The organism is Psychrobacter sp. M9-54-1, assembly GCF_016613355.1.
In the GTDB taxonomy this organism is placed as follows: Bacteria; Pseudomonadota; Gammaproteobacteria; order Pseudomonadales; family Moraxellaceae; genus Psychrobacter; species Psychrobacter faecalis.
Genome location: NZ_JADGFW010000003.1, coordinates 25,064 through 45,776, shown reverse-complemented (window position 1 = coordinate 45,776; position 20,713 = coordinate 25,064). Strand labels below are relative to the sequence as shown.

The window sequence follows — 20,713 nt, the reverse complement described above, 5'->3', positions numbered from 1 at the left end:
TGTTATGTTCTTTAGGTATCGATAGGCTTATAGGTCACTCAAGGAATAATGTTCAATGGAATTGAGACATTTACGCTATTTTGTAGCGGTAGCAGAGGAAAAAAGTTTTAATAAGGCAGCAGAGCGTTTGTTTATTTCACAGCCCCCACTGAGCCGTCAGATAAAACAGTTGGAAGAAGAGATCGGCGTCACGCTCATTGATAGGGACAATCGCCCTTTAAAGCTTACAGAAGCTGGCGACTTTTTTTATGATCATGCGCTTCAGATAATAAAAAAATCAGATGATCTGCGGGCGATGACCTTTCGTAAAGGCAGCTTTGACAACACATTATCGATAGGTTTTGTGTCGTCGATACTGTATGGCATATTGCCGAAAGTGATTGCGCGCTTCAGAGAGTTGTATCCAAATATAGAGATTAAATTATATGAATTGAACTCTTGGCAGCAAACGCAAAGCTTAGTAGAAGGCAAAATAGATGTCGGTTTTGGGAGGCTTTTATTTGAAGACGCTTCTATTAGGCGATTATTACTAAGACAGGAGCGTTTAGTGGTTGCGGTTCCTAACAAGCATCGATTGGCAAAAGAGCAACAAAAGAGCATTCGTTTAATGGATTTAACCAATGAAAATTTATTGTTATATCCAATGGCACCTCGTCCTAGCTTTATTGATTTTGTCTTAGAGCTCTTTGAGTCACGCAATCTAAAAGCAAACTATTTTACTGAGGTACGTGAGCTGCATATTGCTTTAGGATTAGTAGCAGCAGGTGAGGGCTTGACTATTGTACCAAAAACGCTTGAGCATCTACGGAGTCAGGAAGTGACTTATATTCCTTTCGAGGACGGGCTTTTAACCTCGCCTATTGTTATGAGTGTGAGGCATTTTGACAAATCAGAGCTATTAAAAACATTGTTGGAGGTGACTTATCAGATTTATGATGAAGAAGGGTTTGATTATAAGCCTGAAAAAATTTAAGAAGATCAATTGCTTATTAATAATCTTAATATGAACTCATAATAGGATAGTTTTATGCCAGAATTCCATTACAAACCCGAAGCAGGCCCGGCGGAAGTAGCACGGCTCGTTTGTGGTAGCCCTTATTATAATCGTCGTGAATACGATTTTTCTGAACTAGAAGACTGACTATAAAGAGCTGATAAAGGTTTAACGCATGCTTAAGTAGCATTATAAATCTGCAACTTCTAAAGTTGAACTATTTTTAAATTATCAAAGAGTAAGTGCTTTGAAAGAGTGTGCTAAGCTTGGGTTTGCTAACTTACCCTAATATGATTATTCGTTTACCAGATTCCGTTATGCGCTTGATGCAGCATATCTCAGCGATATCTAAGTAAAGGTCCGCCACAGTCTTATACATTCTGAAAACCTTGAAAATACCATAAAAAGAGACTTGTCGTATCGCTGCGAACAAGCCTTTTTTTATGAAAGATAAGGAACAGTCTTAGGGTATGTGGTCAAATCTACCCAGCACGATTTTATACAAGTTTATTGAACAAAGCTTTTGGTTAATTTAGTATGTTTTTGCGAGTTGTTAAATATATGGCTTTAGAGAGTTAACATATATGGTAATTATGATTACCGTATATTGGCTATTATTCTAATAAACGTTAGTTTTAATCGTATCAATTTCATTATTTTTTAATTTATGTCTGTTAATTTACGTCAAGGATGACCCGTATGAGTATCAAAGCATTTCCAGCAAAATGGATGACTGAAGAACACGAAATGGTATATGACAGTGCGCTAAAAATGTTTCAAAGCTGGGAGGACAAAGACGAGCAGTGGCGAGAAAACGGTATGATTGACCGCGCGGCTTGGGAAGAGGCCGGCGAGATGGGCTTTTTATGTGCGTCAATACCAGAAGCGTACGGCGGCGGCGGCGGTGATTTTGGTCATGAAGCCGCGATTCTTTTGGCGCAGGCGCAGGCGAACCGAGCCAGTTATGGCGGTATGGTGCACTCAGGTATCGTGGCTCCATATATCTATAAGCTTGGAACTGAAGAGCAAAAAAAATCATTGTTGCCTAAGATGGCGACGGGCGAATATATTGGCGCTATTGCGATGACTGAGCCGACGACGGGCTCTGATCTGCAGGCCATCAAAACTTATGCGATAAAAGAGGGTGATGACTATATTATTAATGGTTCAAAAACCTTTATTACCAATGGTCAGCATGCCAATATCGTGCTATTAGCTTGTAAGACAGACCGCGATAAGGGCGCACAAGGCGTCTCGCTGATTCTTGTTGAGACCGACGATTTAGAAGGCTTTACACGTGGCCGTAACCTAAAAAAGACGGGTCTTGCTGGACAAGATACTTCAGAGCTTTTCTTTAGTAATGTGCGTGTGCCACAAAAAAACGTACTAGGCGGTGTCGAGGGGCTTGGCTTTATACACATGATGCAAGAGCTGCCGCAAGAGCGCCTGATTATTGCTTTAAGTGGCTGCGGCGCGATGAAACTGGCATTAGAGCTGACGCTTGAATATGTCAAAGAGCGTGAAGCCTTTGGCAAGCCAATTTGGCAATTCCAAAACACGCGCTTTAAGCTCGCTGAGGTACAAGCGGATTATTTAGCGGTAAAAGCCTTATGTGATTCAGCAGTTGAGGCGCAAATACAGGGTAAGCTTGACGCCGCGCAAGCATCCTTAATCAAGTACTGGGTGACAGAAAAACAGTGTAAAACGATGGATGAATGCTTACAGTTATTTGGTGGTTACGGTTATATGTCAGAGTACCCAATCGCTCGTATGTATGCCGATGCTCGCGTACAAAAAATCTACGGCGGCACTAATGAAATCATGAAAGAGCTGGCCTCGCGCTTTATGTAATCGCTTATGAGTGAGCAGAATGCGCGCTTCTCAACACTTCCTTATTTAAAACTAGCTACTTAAAAATTAAAGGGATTTATTATGACCCAGACCGCTTATATCTATGATGCGATCCGCACTCCACGTGGTAAAGGAAAAAAGGATGGCGCTTTGCATCAAGCATCGCCAATTTGGTTGACACGTACGCTACTTAAAGAGATGCAGCAGCGTTATCACTTAGATACCAGCCTCGTCGACGATATCGTGCTTGGTTGTGTGACGCCAGTCGGTGAGCAAGGCTCAGATATCGCTCGTATCGCTGCTCTCGATGCAGGCTGGGATCAACGTGTAGCAGGGGTGACATTGTCACGCTATTGCGCCTCAGGCCTTGAATCTATCAACCTTGCTGCTGCCAAAGTCATGTCCGGTATGGAAGACATGGTCGTAGCGGGGGGTGTTGAGTCTATGAGCCGCGTACCGATGGGCTCAGATGGCGGTGCTTGGTATATGGATCCACGCGTTAATGATGCTACTGGTTTTGTCCCACAAGGGGTTGGCGCTGATACTATCGCAACCCTAAAGGGCTTTAGCCGCAGCGATGTTGATGAGTTTGCCACTGAATCACATAGAAGAGCCGCCGCCGCTTGGGAAAAAGGCTATTTTGATAAATCAGTGGTGCCTGTTAAGGATATTAATGGTTTATTACTATTAGACAAAGACGAAACCATTCGTCCAAATACTGATGTTACTACTTTAGCAAAGCTCAATCCGTCTTTTGCTATGCCCGGTCAGATGGGTTTTGATAGCGTTATTTTGGATAAATACACCACGATTGAAAAAGTAAACCACGTGCATCATGCTGGCAACTCATCAGGTATCGTCGATGGTGCTGCGATATGTCTTATCGGTAGTGCGGCCGCTGGGGACAAAGCTGGACTTAAGCCGCGAGCGAAGATTACTATGGCAGCGGTCATTGGCTCAGAGCCTTCTATCATGCTGACAGGTCCGACACCAGCTTGTAAAAAAGCGCTAGATAAAGCGGGTATGCAAGCGTCTGATATCGACCTATGGGAGATAAACGAAGCCTTTGCTGCTGTTCCGATGAATACCGCTAGCGACTTTGGTATTTCATTAGATAAAGTCAATGTTAATGGCGGCGCGATTGCGATGGGTCACCCACTCGGCGCAACAGGTGCGATGCTAATGACGACGGTGCTTGATGAGCTTGAGCGCTGCGATTTAAAAACCGCCATGGTTACGCTATGCGTCGGCGGCGGTATGGGGATTGCAACTATCATTGAGCGTGTATAAAAACATTTAGCAAAAACGATTATAAAAATGATTATGGATGATTAACAAGGATTTAAAATGAGCACCAATAGCGTAGATGCCATCAATGCATTAAAGAATTTTTCTGCCCAATCTGATAATGGAATTATCACCGTCACTATCGACCAAACCGAGCGTAAGATGAATGTCATTGGAGAGGGCTTTAATGAAGCCTTTGCTACAATAACGGATGCTTTTATCAATGACCAGGACGCAAAAGGCCTAATTCTAACGTCTGGTAAATCAACCTTTGTGGTTGGCGCAGATATTGACCAATTGGCTACTATTGAAACGGCCGAGCAAGCCTTTGATCTGGTTGAAGATTTAAAAACTAGCCTGCGTAAACTTGAAACTTCAGGTAAGCCAGTCGTTGCTGCTATTACGGGTACGGCGCTTGGGGGCGGTCTTGAGCTTGCCTTAGCCTGTCATTATCGTATCGCTATCGATTCACCAAAAACCTCGTCTACAACCAAGCTGGGTTTGCCAGAAGTTAAGCTTGGCTTGCTACCCGGCGGCGGTGGTACGCAGCGTTTGCCACGTTTGATTGGTATTCAAAAAGCCCTTGAGCTGATGACCCAAGGCAAAGAGCTGCGTCCACAGCAAGCGCTAGAAATTGGCTTTATCGATGACGTGGCTCATGACAATGACGAGCTTATCAGTAAGGCAAAAGCGTGGATTAATGACAATCCAAAAGCGCAGCAACCATGGGACAAAAAAGGCTTTAAAATCCCAGGCGGTGATAGCAATCATCCAAAAATGGTGCAAGTATTTTCTATGGCCCCAGCGATGGCCAATCAAAAATCCCACGGCAACTATCCTGCGATTACCCATATTTTATCTAGCGTGTTTGAAGGCTGCTTAACCGATATCGACAACGGCCTTAAAATCGAGTCGCGTTTTTTTGTCGCCTGCGTGTTATCAGACGTATCCAAAAACATGATTAATAGCCTTTGGACGCAGCTCAATAGTATTAAAAAAGGACAATCACGCCCGCAAGGGTTTGAGCGATCTAAAGTCAGCAAAGTCGGTATTTTAGGCGCTGGCATGATGGGCGCTGGTATCGCTTACGTTTCAGCTAAAGCGGGTATGGAAGTGGTATTGCTCGATACGGCGATTGAAGGTGCCGAAAAAGGCAAAAGCTACTCTACTAAGCTGCTAGACAAAGCCATCAGCCGAGGGCGTTCAACAAAGGACAAAAAACAAGCATTATTAGACCTTATCAAGACCACCACGTCTTATGATGATTTAGAAGGCTGTGATTTAATCATTGAAGCTGTTTTTGAAGACATTGATATTAAAGCGGAATGTACGCGACAATCTGAAGCCGTTATTCCAGAGACTGCCTTTTATGCTTCTAACACCTCAACCTTGCCAATCACTGAGCTTGCTAAAGCCAGCAAACGCCCGAACCAGTTTATCGGTCTGCATTTCTTCTCACCGGTTGATAAGATGCCACTCGTTGAGATTATCGTTGGTGAAAAAACCGAAGATGCCACGCTAGCAACAGGTTTTGATTATGTTGGCCAAATTGGCAAGACGCCCATCGTTGTCAATGACAGCCGCGGATTTTATACATCACGTGTTTTTGGCACTTATGTGTCAGAAGGCATTGCCATGTTAGCTGAAGGTGTTCATCCTCGCAGTATAGAAGTGGCTGGTATGAAGTCTGGTATGCCGATGCCGCCGCTGGCACTGCAAGATGAGGTGTCACTCAGCCTGTCACTACACGTGATGGAGCAGACTAAAAAGGCAATGGAGGCAGAAGGTAAGACTTTTACGCCGCATCCTGCGATGTCAGTAGTAGAAAAAATGGTCAAAGAATTTGGCCGCGAAGGTAAAAAGGTGTCTAAAGGTTTTTATGATTATCCAGAGAATGGTGAAAAACATCTATGGTCTGATCTCACTGAATTATATCAAACGACAGATGAGCAGCCCTCGCAGCAAGACTTGGTAGACCGTCTACTTTACGTGCAAGCCAATGAGACTGCCAAATGCTATGAAGAAAACGTCGTGCGTACGGTGGCCGATGCCAACATCGGCTCTATCTTTGGTTGGGGTTTTGCGCCAAACCAAGGGGGGACGCTACAGTTTATCAACTCAGTAGGCGTCGATAAATTTGTCGCGCGTAGTCGTGAGCTGGCACAGAAATATGGCGCACGTTTTGAGCCTGCGCAGATACTAGTGGCAATGGCGGCAAAAGGCGAGGTTTTCTCAGATGACTGAATCGATGGTTAATCAAGCGGATGCTATGAAAGACTGCTTACAAGGGCTGCGCGTCATTGATTTAACGCGCAATCTGCCTGGGCCATTTGCGACCAGATTGCTTGCGGACTTAGGCGCGGACATTATTAAGATTGAACCACTCAATGGCGATCCAGCCCGCGCTTTTGGGGATTTGTTTACCGCCCTTAATCGTGGCAAAACCACTTTAAAAGTTGACTTTCGTGACTTGCAAGGTATTGAGACTATCAAAGCGCAAATCAAGGATAGCGACGTGATGCTCGATAGCTTTCGCCCTGAGGTATTAGAAGGCATGGGGCTTGATGCCAAAACCTTGCATGCCATTAATCCAAAGCTGGTCATGGTATCGATTACGGGCTATGGCATGGCTAATAGCGATGGCATCACTCATGATTGGGCGCATAAAGCCGGTCATGATATCAATTTTATGGCGATGAGCGGGGTGCTTGACCAGCTCAAGACGGCAGATGGCGAGCAGGCAATGCCCAATGTTCAGTTTGCAGACTTAGCAGGCGGCAGTGACACGGCGGTGATTGCTCTATTAGCGGCTGTATTTGCAGCCCAGCGTACGGGGAAAGGTCGCCACGTTGCGGTCAGTATGACGCACAGCTTGTATCAGCATCTGGTCATGCCAAAAGCGACTGGAAAACTGGTTGCCAGCTTTTCTGGCAAAAACCCAGAGCCGCAACAGGATTTCTTAGGCGGTTTATTGCCTTGTTATCGGTTGTACAGAACTTCCGATGATCGCCATATGGCGGTGGGTTCACTAGAGCTAAAATTCTGGCAAGGGCTGTGTGAAATATTAAAATTGGCTGAAATTAAAGATGTGCATTGGCAGCGTGGGATTATGCCCAATACCAAGAGCAGCCAAGAGGCAGCACAAATGGTTGCTGATACCTTTGCCAATCAGCCTTTAAGCCATTGGCAGCAGGTTTTTGCATCTACCGATGTGTGCGTCACGCCAGTATTGAGTTTAGAGGAGGCAAGAGCACATCCTTTATTTGCCCATCAAGATGAGTATGGGGCGACACTGGGTTGGCAGTAAGGTAATGAAGCTGAAGTAACAGCATTGTTAGTGAATCAGTTAATAGCTTAATTATTTAGCCACTTAATCTCTTAGCCATTATATTTTTAGCATCTACGGCATTCTTAAGCGACTGAAAAAACATTCCTCTTTTGCGTTAACCCCTTTATGAACTTATCACTATTGGCGCGGTAATCGACTTATTGCATGCAATTTTAGAGAAAACGGCAGTATTTCTAGGCAAATGTATAAGCAATCAAGTTTAAAGCCGTACTGACTCAAAATGATTTGTTATCTATTGTTAAACATGAGCGGATGCTAGGTATAATGCAGCCCTAGTATCGTTTTCACTCATACGTCCTTAATAAGAAGATTTTATTATGTCAAACAAGCGTCCCTTATATATTCCTATTGCTGGCCCCGCGCTATTAGAAACCTCTTTATTGAATAAAGGTAGTGCTTTTTCATCAGAAGAACGCGATAGCTTTAATTTAACAGGGCTATTACCACACAACATTGAGACGATTGAAGAGCAGTCTCTGCGGGCTTATCACCAACTGCGTTCATTTACCAATACGATGGATAAGCACATTTATTTGCGTAATATACAAGATACCAATGAGACCTTGTTTCATCATCTGGTTGAGCAGCATATTGAGGAAGTCATGCCGCTCATCTACACGCCAACGGTTGGTCAAGCTTGTGAAAAGTTCTCGCAAATTTATCGCCGGAAACGGGGCTTATTTATCTCCTACCCTGAGCGTCATAAAATCGACGATATGCTGCAAAACGCCACCAAACAAAATGTCAAAGTGATCGTTGTCACTGACGGTGAACGTATATTGGGCCTTGGCGACCAAGGTATTGGTGGTATGGGCATTCCTATTGGCAAATTGGCGTTGTACACAGCTTGCGGTGGCATCAGTCCCGCTTACTGTCTGCCTATTTTGTTAGATGTCGGTACCAATAACCAACAGCTACTTGACGATCCTATGTATATGGGTTGGAGAAATCCACGCATTTCTGGCGAGGAATACAATGAATTTGTCGATTTATTTATTCAAGCCGTTAAGCGTCGTTGGCCAGAGGTTTTATTACAATTTGAAGATTTTGCTCAAGGAAACGCCACGCCGTTATTAAATCGTTATCGTGACCAGTTATGCTGTTTCAATGATGATATTCAAGGGACTGCTGCGGTTTCGGTCGGCGCTTTGATTGCCGCGTGCCTCAATAAAGGTCAAAAACTCAGTCAGCAAAAAATAGCTTTCTTAGGGGCAGGTTCTGCGGGCTGCGGTATTGCTGAGCATATCATTCGCCAAATGCAGCGCGAAGGCTTAACCGAAGAGCAAGCGCGCAGCCAAGTATTTATGGTTGACCGTTACGGTTTGCTCATCGATAGCATGACAGAGCTACAAAAATTCCAAGAGCCACTGGTGCAAAAACAATCAGCAATTGAACATTGGGATAAGAGTCAAAAACTCGGTTTAGCGCAAGTGGTGAAACAAGCAAAAATAACGGTATTGTTCGGCGTGAGTGGACAAAAAGGTTTGTTTACTCAAGAGGTGATCGAGTCCTTATGTGCTAATACTGAACACCCAATTGTACTACCGCTTTCAAACCCGACCTCTCGTGTGGAAGCCACACCGCAAGAAGTGATGAACTGGAGCCGTGGTCGCGCCATTATCGCAACGGGTAGTCCTTTTGCTCATACCACTTTTAACGGTCAGTCTTTTGAGGTTTCTCAATGTAATAACAGCTATATATTTCCTGGTATTGGTCTTGGTGTTCTCGCAGCACGGGCGAGAGGTATCAGCGATAATATGTTAATGGCAGCAAGCCAAGCGCTTGCAGATATATCAATGGAGTACGAAAAAGCGCCCGGTGCCATACTACCGCCAATTAAAGTTATTAAAGAGATCAGTAAAAAAATAGCCTATGAAGTGGCACTGCAAGCGGTTCAAGATAAGCTGGCACTACCTATCACAGCGGAGAACCTACAGCGCCGATTGGAAGCGAATTTTTGGTTACCTGAATATCGCAATTATCGTCGTACCTCTTTCTAATTTTTAGAAGGTGTTTATAGGTAAATGATAAATAAATAGTAGATAGCTGGTTCTAGGCTAGAGCATGTCCTTGCTTGAACGCTAACTGAAATTTGCTAAATACAGTTGGTCGGTTGTGGCTGATTTGGTTTAGCATAAAAAAGCCATTAGTTCAGTAGGCGCAGCGGCATCTTTTTATAGTTATCAATTATTCATTCATTAAAACCGTAAAAGCCCTCTACGCTATATAAAATAGCGTAGAGGGCTTTTTGATTTCCTAGGTAGCTTAAGCTTATGGTTCAAACCCATAATAAGCCTCATATGTGCATCAGTATGGGTACTGTTTAGACGTAGAAGTTTTTAGATTTTTTCAGCAATACATTTAGGAATGATGTCGGCAATATTAGCAAAATCAACTATTTCTATATAGTCCGCCCTATTTCTATATCTTCTGAAAGTCCTAAAAAACTCCATAAAAAAAGGCTTGCCGCATCGCTGCGAACAAGCCTGATTTAATATGTGGTGGGCCCAGTAGGACTTGAACCTACGACCAAAGGATTATGAGTCCTTGTTTTTACAACAACAATACACAATGGATGGCGATAATTAGCTGCAATTATTGTCTGAAAGCCTTTCCTGTTAAAGGATTGGATTAAAAGATAAATATACCTATCAACAAGTAGAGATGCATATCAATAAATTTAGAGTATCAAAATAGTATCAAATTAATAGTATTGATACTCTCTAAAAGTCTAAATAGTTATGGCTGCTATCTACTGGTACTTAACAGTAAGGGACAAGTATTCAGTTCAAGGTATCAAAAAAGCTAGCAGCTAGCTGGCTTTATTTATATGTGGTTGAAATAAAGTTATTTTAGTAGGCCTCTTACAAAATTAGCAGAGTATTTTACAATAAATAGTACATTTAACACCTATTAGAAAATATGACAAATATAGAGCCGGCAATGCTATGATCTTAGATTGAAGCTATTAGACAGTATTTTTACCCTGCTTACTTACACCATTGACCTTGAATCATAATACCTTCAATAGGATTTAAACTCATTTGATAGGCAAGATCAGCAAGGCGAGTGATATCCCATAATGCTAAATCAGCATCGTAACCAACTTCTATTCTGCCTTTTTTGGCTAGACCTAATGCTTGTGCCGCGTGAACAGTTGCCCCTGCCAATACTTCTTCAGGTGTTAAATAAAATAGTGTACAGCCCATATTCATTGCTAATAACAACGACGTTAATGGGGAAGTGCCAGGGTTGCAATCTGTCGAAACGGCAATCGGTACTTGATGTTTACGTAACTCTTCAATCGGTGGTAACTTAGTATCACGTAATGTATAAAAAGCGCCTGGTAATAACACGGCCACTGTGTTGCTTACGGCCATCTTTTTAATATCTTCCTCTGCTAAGTGTTCAAGATGATCGCTTGATAGACCTTGGTATTCTGCCACCAAAGCACTAGCGCCTATATTTGATAGCTGTTCAGAATGTAGTTTCACTGGCAAGTCTAACGAATGAGCAGTATCAAAGACGCGTTTAATTTGCTCAGCAGTAAAAGCGATATTTTCACAAAAACCATCAACCGCATCTATCAGACCTTCAGCATGTAAGATTGGCAACCACTGGCAAACTTGTTCAATATAATCATCCGCACGGTCTTTATATTCAAGCGGTAGGGCATGAGCAGCTAAATAAGTGCTGCTAACATGAATGTTGTGCTTGTCACCAAGTTTGCGCGCCACTATCAGCATTTTACGTTCAGTGTCTAAATCTAAGCCATAGCCCGACTTAATCTCGATGCTGGTTACACCTTCTTTTATCAAAGCAAGCAGGCGCTTTTCACTTTGTGCAAATAATTCATCGCTACTGGCTTCGCGAGTAGAACGAACCGTTGATACAATACCGCCGCCTTGAGCAGCGATATCTTGGTAGCTAGCCCCATGTAATCGTGCTTCAAACTCATTACTGCGATTGCCGCCATAGACAATATGAGTATGACAATCAATCAATCCCGGCGTTATCCAATGACCATTAGCGTCTGTGATTTGTTGATTTTGATAGTGCGTTAGGTAGGGCGTTACTTGCGTATGTGCTCCGATCCATGAAATTCTACCATCTTTAATACCAATAGCAGCATTTTCTAGCTGACCATAAGGTGTGGCTTCATTTTGACCATTGTTTTGATTGTGGCTATAAATATCAAATCCGTAGTGTGTTGAAAAGGTTGCTAGATTGGCATTAATAATGATGTGATCGAAGTCAGCCAAGCTATTCATAGAATCTTTGGTATTGATAGATTCTTCGAGTATTTGTGCATTAGAGTGGTTCATAATAAGCTCCTGCTTAATATTTAAAAGCCTTTCTTTATTTATAAGATCAGTAAATGCTGCTCTATAATCGTCGCCAGTAGTCTTGCTGCAACTTTGCAGCTACGCGAATCAATATCAAAGGTTGGATTAATCTCAGCAATATCCGCTACTTTTACTTTCCCTGAGGACAAAATAAGTTTGACCGCGCGCTCAACGAAACTGAGCTCAATACCGTACGCAGCTGGTGCACTAACACCAGGTACAACGCTAGATGGTAAGCAGTCCATATCAATGGATAAATAAATAATATCAACGTTATCGATGAAACTGGTTATTTGAGTAGCAATTTTTTCCCACTTCTTATTGGTGCACTCTTCATCACTGATGATATGCACGCCCAATTGCTCAGCACGGTCAAAGAGAGCGGCAGTGTTGGAAAAACGACTGACGCCGATACAGCAATAATGAAAAGGCTGACCATGTTCATCAAGATGCTCAGCAATCTGTCGAAATGGCGTGCCAGACGTTGCGACATCAGACTGACGAATGTCCAGATGCGCATCAAAGTTAATAATGCCAATACGCGGCAGCGTCTTTGTAGCATTGGCAGCATTGGCAGCATTGGCAGCATTGGTAATATCTGTCGGCTGTAGCGCTTGCCACAATCCTAAAAAGCTACCATAAGCAATGGCATGACCACCACCAAGACCGATGGGTAAGCCGCCTTGTTCAATAATATGGCTTACCTTATCGGCATAATTGACTTGTGCTTGTTCTAGAGTACTCGCAGCAAAATCATCATTATCATGACAGTGAATATCACCTGCATCCCCTAATAAGGTTGGCAATTGATTATGAAAGCGTTGTTGTAATTCAGCGATGACCGGTAGCGCAGCAAATGCCTGACGAATCAAGGGCGGAGCCGCTCTTGCACCCACGCGTCCTTGATTGCGTCTGACGCCTTGATCACAAGCGAAACCGACCAGCCCAATGTGCTGGCCGTTTTGCTGACTGGTGCTATCAAAGGCATAAGGCTGCGCTATTTGATACCAGTAGCGGGCACGAGCTGTCTCAAACGGCTCTGCACGCCCTGTCCAGCGACTCATATCAGCTGCCGTATGGCTCACAGATTGCGTATGGATAATCTTGCTCGCTGCTTTATTTGTCAGAGAGGTCATTGCCAGCTTCCTTATATTATTCGCTTTTATGCTATTGGCTGTTATCAACCAGTTTTTATCAATCAGCCGTTATTTAGAATCATACCAATTACTACGTAATGACTGCCAATGCTCAGCAAGCGTACCGTCTAATACCAGCTGCTTTGCTGCTTCGATATCAGGGGCTAGATAGCGGTCTTTACCATAAAAGGTCACTTGCTCGCGCAGTTTCTGATGTGCCACTGTCAAAGGCTCTGAGGTTTCTAATCCGCGATGGAAGTCGATACCTTGACCTGCAGCCAATAGCTCAATACCGATAATAGTCGCGGTGTTTTGTGCCATCTCATATAAGCGACGGGCGCAATAGGTTGCCATCGATACATGGTCTTCTTGGTTAGCAGAAGTTGGAATGCTGTCGACACTACCAGGATGGGCGATAGATTTGTTCTCTGAGGCAAGCGCTGCTGCGGTCACATGAGCAATCATAAAGCCTGAGTTGACCCCAGCATTATCCACTAAGAATGGCGGTAAGCCACCTGATAAAGTCGCATCGATCAGCAAAGCAATACGGCGCTCAGACATAGAGCCAATCTCGGCAATGGCCAATGCTAAAATATCGGCAGCAAAAGCCACTGGCTCAGCATGGAAGTTACCGCCAGAGATAGCAACGGGACCGTCTTCATTGTTAAAAATAAGTGGGTTGTCCGTGACAGCATTTGATTCAATCAATAGCGTCTTGCCTGCTTGATTGATGATATCAAGGCATGCGCCCATCACTTGCGGCTGGCAACGTAGGCAGTAAGGATCTTGTACTCTGTCGTCTTGCTCGCCATCATGTGAGGCGCGAATAGCACTACCTTTGATCAGCTGACGGTGCGCTTTGGCGATTTCGATTTGACCATGATGACCACGTACTTCGTGGATACGCGCGTCAAATGGGGCATCCGAGCCTTTGGCTGCATCGATAGATAGTGAGCCGACGATGGTTGCCGTCTCAAGCAAATCACGTGCTAAGAAATAACCACGTAGTGCCAATGCCGTTGATACTTGGGTACCATTAATAAGAGCAAGGCCTTCTTTTGCCGCAAGGGTGATTGGCTCAAGACCATGCTGCGCTAACGCATCAGCGGCCAGTACTTTTTTACCATCAACATAAACATGACCTTCGCCCATCATCGCTAGTGTCATATGTGATAAAGGTGCGAGGTCACCAGAGGCACCTACTGAGCCTTTGGCAGGGATATTTGGGGTAATTTGATTGTTAATTAAACCCAGTAAGCTATCGACCACAGCGCGGCGTACGCCAGAGACGCCTTGTGCCAAACTGGTCACCTTCATCACCATAATCAGTCGAACCACATTGGCTGGTAACGCTTCGCCAGTGCCCACCGAGTGAGAGACGATAAGGTTACGCTGTAGCAACTCTAACTGGTCATCGCTGATACGGGTTTTTGCCAATAGACCAAAGCCGGTGTTGATGCCATAAGCGCTTTTATCACGGCTAATAATCGTTTGTACATCTTCGTGTGAGGCATCTATCGCCTTATAGGCGCTCTCAGGCAAGGTCAATATGACGGGCTGCTCATAGATATCGCGGAGTATTTCAAAGCTAAGTTGACGTGGCTGTAGGGTTAGTTTCTTGATAGCAGTCATGATGGTAGTCCTAATGTTAAAGGTTATTAGCTGTATTTATTATATGGTGGGGTAGTGATGTTGTGCTTGTATTAATAGGTGCAATCTATCCTAACTTATCCAGCCAAACGACATTGCCAAATGTCCAAAAGCTGCTGCCAACAAGATACTCAGTGCTACACGCTGGAACCAAACGATGACCATTTTGCCAACAGAGATGGGAATTTCAGTTGCTAGTACACAAGGAATCATGGCAGAAAAAAACAGCACACTGCTAATAGAGATGACACCTGCGACGTAACGGGTCAACATATCCGCTTCACTGAGCAATAATGCGGGCAAGAACATCTCAGCCAATCCTGCTGACATGCCTTTGGCAGCGACGAGCGGCTCTGGCAAACCGCCCAACCAAGTAAAGGGATAAAGTAGCAATCCTAGGGCGTCAAATACGGGCGTATACTTGGCCAATAATAAACCAGTGAGTCCAACGGCGATGATAGAGGGCACAATCGCTGCCGCCATGATCAAACCATCACGAAAGTTGCTCCATAGAATGTGTTTAAAATCCGATGCATGGCGTGACGTAGATAAACCCAGCTCATAAGCTGCTTTTAGGCGCGTGCCTCTTTTATAGTCTAAAGTTGGACGCTCTACTTCATTACCAAATAGGCTAATTGGGGGAATGCGGGCAGTGATGGCGGTGACGATAAAGGTAATCACTAGCGTTGACCAAAAAAACAGATTCCAAAATTCCATCAGCCCCAGTGTTTTGGCGACAATGACCATAAATGCGGCAGACACGGTAGAAAAACCTGTGGCAATGATAATAGCTTCACGCGCAGAATACTGCTTTTGTAGATAAACACGATTGGTAATCAATAGCCCAATCGAATAACTGCCCACAAAAGAGGCAACGGCATCAATCGCTGATGCACCAGGCGTTTTCCAGATAGGTTTCATGATCGGCTGCATCAATACACCAACCATCTCAAGCAAACCAAAACCCACTAAGAACGCCAGAATCAATGCCCCAAGCGGCACAATCATACCAACAGGTAATGCCAGTTTTTCAAACAAAAACGGCAGCATATCCTTTTCCATCATAAAGGCGGGCGCGTTACCGCTGATATACATCACGGCTAATACCAGTCCCAGCACTTTAAAAACGGTTAGGATTTTATGGGTGATATTTTTGCGCCATGAGCCATCGATAAATGGCTTACTTACACCAAATATCATCAGCATAAACAGTAAGATAACAGATAAAGTATGTTGCTGATTGACCAGATAAGTTGCGCCGTGATCGAACAAAATTGTGCTCTTCTCACCAATGGTAAAAGGAACAAAAAACATCACCAGACCAATGGCACTAAATACAATAAGCTGTATCAGCGCCATAGGCTTTGATAGCAACTTCTCAGGCGGCGTCATATCAGGTGTTGGAATGCCTAGTAGTAGGTCAGGTACTGGACTAGCTGGTGGCATAAGATCTTGGTTAGACATATTATCATCCTTGATAAAGTATTGATGATGTCCTTATGTCGATTGATATCGTGTAAGGACAAGGGCAAGTTATTTAATCATCGGTAGCTTTAAGCCATAATCTTTGGCAGTTTGAATCGCTAGCTCGTAGCCTGCATCTGCATGACGCATAACGCCAGAACCACAATCATTGACTAATACTCGTGCCAAGCGTTTGGCTGCCGCATCAGTACCATCAGCGACGATGACCATGCCTGAGTGCTGCGAGTACCCCATACCTACGCCACCGCCATGATGCAATGATACCCAAGTAGCACCGCCTGCGACATTGAGCATGCCGTTCAATAGTGCCCAATCTGACACCGCATCTGAGCCATCTTTCATACTTTCTGTTTCGCGGTTCGGGCTGGCAACAGAGCCAGTATCCAAATGGTCACGACCGATAACGATAGGACCTTTTAATTCACCGTTTTTGACCATCTCATTAAAAGCAAGACCTGCTTTGTCACGTTCACCAAGACCTAACCAGCAGATACGTGCTGGCAAACCTTGAAACTGAATGCGCTCTTTTGCCATGTCTAACCAGCGATGAATATGCTGATTTTCAGGGAACAGCTCTTTAATCTTTTGATCGGTTTTGTAGATATCTTCTGGATCGCCTGATAATGCTACCCAGCGGAATGGCCCTTTACCTTGGCAAAACAGCGGACGAATATAAGCGGGCACAAAACCCGGGAAATTGAAGGCATTTTTTACCCCTTCATCAAAGGCAACTTGACGAATGTTATTGCCATAATCAGTCGTTGGAATGTCCATTGCTTGCAAGTCTAGCATCGCCTGTACGTGTACGGCACAAGACGCAGCGGCATCTTTGGTTAAGGCGGCATGTTGGTCTGGATTTTCTTGTGCCGCTTTCCATTCTTCAACTGTCCAGCCACTTGGCAGATAGCCATTGATTAAGTCATGAGCGGAGGTTTGGTCAGTGACCAAGTCAGGTTTTATCTCGCCTGCGTTGGCGCGCTTGACCATCTCAGGCAAGATGTCTGCCGCATTGCCAAGTAGGGCGATTGAGACGGCTTCGCCAGCATCAGTATGTTGTTTAATCAGCTCATAAGCGTGGTCAAGATTGTCTGCTTGCTTGTCGACGTAGCCTGTTCGCAAGCGGAAATCAATACTAGACTGCTGACACTCGATATTTAGTGAAGTTGCTCCGGCAAAGGTCGCGGCGAGTGGCTGCGCGCCGCCCATACCACCAAGACCAGCAGTCAAAATCCAACGTCCCGTCCAGTCGCCGTTATAATGCTGGCGACCTGCTTCGACAAAGGTTTCATAAGTCCCTTGAACGATACCTTGGGTACCAATATAGATCCAACTACCTGCTGTCATCTGACCATACATAAATAAATCTTTACGATCCAGCTCGTTAAAATGCTCCCACGTTGCCCAGCGCGGTACGAGGTTTGAGTTGGCAATCAGCACCCGCGGCGCATTTTCATGAGTTTGAAAGACGCCAACAGGCTTGCCAGATTGCACCAGTAAGGTCTCGTCATCTTCTAATTCTTTCAATGACGCCAGGATTTGATCATAGCTTTCCCAGTTACGGGCTGCGCGTCCGATACCGCCATACACAACCAAGCTTTTTGGGTTTTCAGCGACGTCAGGGTGTAAGTTGTTTTGCAGCATGCGATAAGGCGCTTCAGTTAGCCAGCTTTTGCAGTTTAATGTGCTGCCAGTAGGTGCAGCGATATTGCGACTCTCGTCACGGCGGGTGAATTTATTATTTTTGCTTGTGGTGTTTCTGCTCAATCCATTATCGGTAGTCATGCTCAAATCCTTGTGATTGTTTATACAGTTTGCTAGTTGCCGTTTTTTGGCAGCATTATTTGGTGGTATTATTAATTTGTATATACAAATTATCAAAGATAATTTTTTCATGCAAGCGTTTTTTTATCAGTAGCTAAATTATTTATAAGTCTGCTTTATTCGATAGGCGGTGCTAATGGTGATGATGATAATTGTCATGATATTATGTCAGCACTTGCATAGTTGCAGTCGGTGGTTAAAGATAAGCATGACAAAGGGGAAGCGTGATATGACAAAAACAGTTCCAGCCTATCAGCGGATTAAAAACGCAATCTTAGATAATATTCATTCTGGAAAATGGCAGGCGGGCGCAGCTATCTCCACCGAAATGGCGCTGGCAGAAGAGTTTGGGGTATCGCGAATGACAGTAAACCGCGCCCTAAAAGAACTAAGCGAGGAGCGAGTATTAGAGCGTCGGCAAGGGTCGGGGACATTTGTCGCGCAGCAGCAGTTTAATCATACCTTTGTCGAAGTGCGCAATATCGCTCAAGATTTAAAGTCGGCCAATCGCGATTATCAGGTACAAGTGTTGAGCAAACGCGCTATTACCGCAAGCATGTTAGATGATGAGATGCACCGTAAGTTTGACATTGATGAAGCAGCCTTTTCTTCTAATGCAAATGAAACTGATAACAATACTAATAGCGCTGAAGCAGCGATTTTATATGAAGTAAAAATCATCCACTTTGCGGATGGTCAGCCGATACAGTTTGAAGAGCGCTGGGTCGATGCGACAAAAGTACCAGAATTTATTGAGCAAGATTTTAGTGTGGTCAATACCAGCGATTATCTGATTGCTAAAAGTCCGCTTGAGCGTGGTAGCTATACTATCCGAGCTTTAGCAGCGCCTGATGAGATTGCTGATGCACTACAGATTGCCCCGCAGTCACCGACGTTAGTATTGTGTCGTCAGACTTATTCGGCTGGTCAAGTATTGACCTTTGTGAAGATGTGGCATGCAGGAGATCGTTATCAGTTTGCAGGAGAGCTGTAGGCTTTATTTTTAAATAAAGCTTTCACTGACGAATCTGGTAATCTCTTAGTATAAGATTTTTGATTTCGAGCCCTATAAATCAACTCTCCCATCTATTTTTATCGATAGCGTATCTAACTAGGGCGTTTCCTCATTTTAGAAATGGTGATAAAAATGAGATAAATTGCCGCCAAATATAAGGAAAATAGCGCAGTTAATATCGGGATATTGCCCAGCTATGCAAGCAAAATTTGTACCAGTCTAGCGTATGTATTCAAAGTATGTATCTTATTTAGCATCTTCTATAACCAATTACCGTATCTCCTACGCGTTATTTATTCTGCAATTAATCCTCACTGATTCTTTTATTGTAGCTGTCTTCTGGACAATTTTTGCTACAGGAATGATTTCAATTTTATTTCTTAAATAGACTTAACAAATACTGATTTATTGGGTATTAGCAATACTTATATTCGCTATTAATTTATAACGTTTGACTGTGACTTTTTGGCAACATATATTAGATAAATATTAATTAGTGATATGATTTATATCGTTAACGATAATTCGTTTTGAAAAGCGCATTAGAAATTTTAATATAAGCCCTTAGGTTTATTAAGAGATATAGATAATTTTGGTAGAAAGCTCACACGCTTATCAATCGAAAAAATAAGTCTTAGAAACTGGATCTTAGAAACTGAGTCTTAGAAATAAAGGAATGTATAGCATGAAAATTTATAGTCATGAAAATCAAAAACTTCATCATCCAAAGTCTTACTTCTCGCGTGGACAAATGCGTGAGCCTCAAGAAAAGCCTGAGCGATTGGTTGAGCTTTTAAAGGCACCAGAAGAATTAGGCTTGGCAGTAACGACTGCTAAAGATATAGGTATTGCGCCGATTTTAGCCGTGCATGATTTGGATTATGTTGATTTTCTAAAGCATGCTTATGATGAATGGATGGCAATAGATGAAGAGATGGGCGAGGAGGTTCAGACAACCGTTTATATTCAAAATAATAACCCTGGTCTTGGTATCTTAGCAAAAGCGGCGAAATATCAAGCCGATGGTAGTGCACCAATTGGCAAATACTCATGGACCTCCATTTATTGGTCAGCTCAAACGGCACTCAATGCTGCTGACACTTTATTAAACGATGAAGACAGTCAAAATAATGTACAAATATGTCTGACCAGACCTGCAGGCCATCATGCTCGTAAAAACGCCGCAGGTGGCTTTTGTTATTTAAATAATGCGGCCATCATTGCTCAGCACCTCCGTCAAAAATTTCAAAAGATCGCCATCATAGATACGGATATGCACCATGGTCAAGGTATTCAAGAAATATTCTATGACCGTAAAGATGTGCTATACACCTCTGTACACGGTAGTCCCATCAACTTTTACCCTGTAGTCGCTGGTCATGAGCACGAGAGAGGTGAGGGCGAAGGCTATGGCTATAACATCAATTTTCCGATGCCGCACGGTACTAATGAAGCTGGATTTTTTCATTATGTCGATCGCTCAATCGAGTCCTTAAAAATATTTGACCCAGATGTCATCGTTCATGTCTTAGGATTTGATGTCTATAAAGACGATCCACAAGCCAAGTGTCACGTTAGTACGGAAGGCTTTAAAACCCTCGCACAAAAACTTAAAGCGTTAAATAAACCCATTATCGTGCTGGTTGAAGGAGGATATTGCATAGAAAAGCTCAATGAGAACCTACAAGCTTTTATCTCTGGGTTTACCTCAGAAAAATAATAATTATCAAACAAAAGTAATTTTTTAATCGCTACCCACATAAAGGATTTATTAGGGTA

13 protein-coding genes are annotated in these 20,713 nt (G+C 43.6%); 8 read left to right on the top strand and 5 right to left on the bottom strand.

Features of this window, described 5'->3' with window-relative positions; all coding sequences use genetic code 11:
* Nucleotides 1-55: 55 nt before the first annotated feature.
* From IQ457_RS00920 to IQ457_RS00895, 6 genes are all read left to right on the top strand, one after another.
* Nucleotides 56-973: a LysR family transcriptional regulator gene (locus IQ457_RS00920; protein ID WP_200661714.1), complete on the top strand. Its 918-nt coding sequence runs from the start codon at nucleotides 56-58 to the stop codon at nucleotides 971-973.
* A 720-nt stretch (nucleotides 974-1,693) separates the two neighbouring features.
* Nucleotides 1,694-2,845: an acyl-CoA dehydrogenase family protein gene (locus tag IQ457_RS00915; RefSeq protein ID WP_144296321.1), complete on the top strand. Its 1,152-nt coding sequence runs from the start codon at nucleotides 1,694-1,696 to the stop codon at nucleotides 2,843-2,845.
* An 81-nt stretch (nucleotides 2,846-2,926) separates the two neighbouring features.
* The gene (locus IQ457_RS00910) at nucleotides 2,927-4,135 is read left to right on the top strand and encodes an acetyl-CoA C-acetyltransferase (RefSeq protein ID WP_200661713.1); all 1,209 of its coding nucleotides are present in this window, start codon (nucleotides 2,927-2,929) and stop codon (nucleotides 4,133-4,135) included.
* A gap of 57 nt (nucleotides 4,136-4,192) precedes the next feature.
* On the top strand, nucleotides 4,193-6,376 hold the full coding sequence (locus IQ457_RS00905) for a 3-hydroxyacyl-CoA dehydrogenase NAD-binding domain-containing protein (protein ID WP_200661712.1): 2,184 nt from the start codon (nucleotides 4,193-4,195) through the stop codon (nucleotides 6,374-6,376).
* A 4-nt stretch (nucleotides 6,377-6,380) separates the two neighbouring features.
* Complete coding sequence (locus tag IQ457_RS00900) at nucleotides 6,381-7,439, top strand: CaiB/BaiF CoA transferase family protein (protein WP_200661753.1); 1,059 nt, start codon at nucleotides 6,381-6,383, stop codon at nucleotides 7,437-7,439.
* 359 nt (nucleotides 7,440-7,798) lie between these two features.
* Entirely contained in the window at nucleotides 7,799-9,481 is a 1,683-nt protein-coding gene (locus IQ457_RS00895) for an NAD-dependent malic enzyme (protein WP_144296318.1), read from the top strand.
* Nucleotides 9,482-10,471: 990 nt separating this feature from the next.
* Here the strand turns inward: IQ457_RS00895 and hutI are convergent.
* From hutI to hutU, 5 genes are all read right to left on the bottom strand, one after another.
* Complete coding sequence (gene hutI / locus IQ457_RS00890; RefSeq protein WP_200661711.1) at nucleotides 10,472-11,806, bottom strand: imidazolonepropionase; 1,335 nt, start codon at nucleotides 11,804-11,806, stop codon at nucleotides 10,472-10,474.
* A 38-nt stretch (nucleotides 11,807-11,844) separates the two neighbouring features.
* Nucleotides 11,845-12,963, bottom strand: coding sequence for a formimidoylglutamase (hutG, locus tag IQ457_RS00885; protein ID WP_200661710.1), 1,119 nt, complete (start codon nucleotides 12,961-12,963; stop codon nucleotides 11,845-11,847).
* 69 nt (nucleotides 12,964-13,032) lie between these two features.
* Nucleotides 13,033-14,595, bottom strand: coding sequence for a histidine ammonia-lyase (gene hutH / locus IQ457_RS00880; protein WP_200661709.1), 1,563 nt, complete (start codon nucleotides 14,593-14,595; stop codon nucleotides 13,033-13,035).
* A 90-nt stretch (nucleotides 14,596-14,685) separates the two neighbouring features.
* A complete protein-coding gene (locus IQ457_RS00875) occupies nucleotides 14,686-16,077 on the bottom strand; it encodes a YjiH family protein (RefSeq protein WP_242465306.1) in 1,392 nt (463 codons plus the stop codon).
* Between the two features lie 69 nt (nucleotides 16,078-16,146).
* Complete coding sequence (gene hutU, locus IQ457_RS00870) at nucleotides 16,147-17,880, bottom strand: urocanate hydratase (protein ID WP_200661708.1); 1,734 nt, start codon at nucleotides 17,878-17,880, stop codon at nucleotides 16,147-16,149.
* A 268-nt stretch (nucleotides 17,881-18,148) separates the two neighbouring features.
* Between hutU and IQ457_RS00865 the strand changes: the two genes are divergently transcribed.
* Both IQ457_RS00865 and IQ457_RS00860 read left to right on the top strand, forming a co-directional pair.
* Entirely contained in the window at nucleotides 18,149-18,913 is a 765-nt protein-coding gene (locus IQ457_RS00865; protein WP_242465305.1) for a UTRA domain-containing protein, read from the top strand.
* Between the two features lie 706 nt (nucleotides 18,914-19,619).
* Nucleotides 19,620-20,654, top strand: a complete 1,035-nt coding sequence (locus IQ457_RS00860; RefSeq protein ID WP_200661706.1) for a histone deacetylase family protein — start codon at nucleotides 19,620-19,622, stop codon at nucleotides 20,652-20,654.
* Nucleotides 20,655-20,713 lie beyond the last annotated feature (59 nt).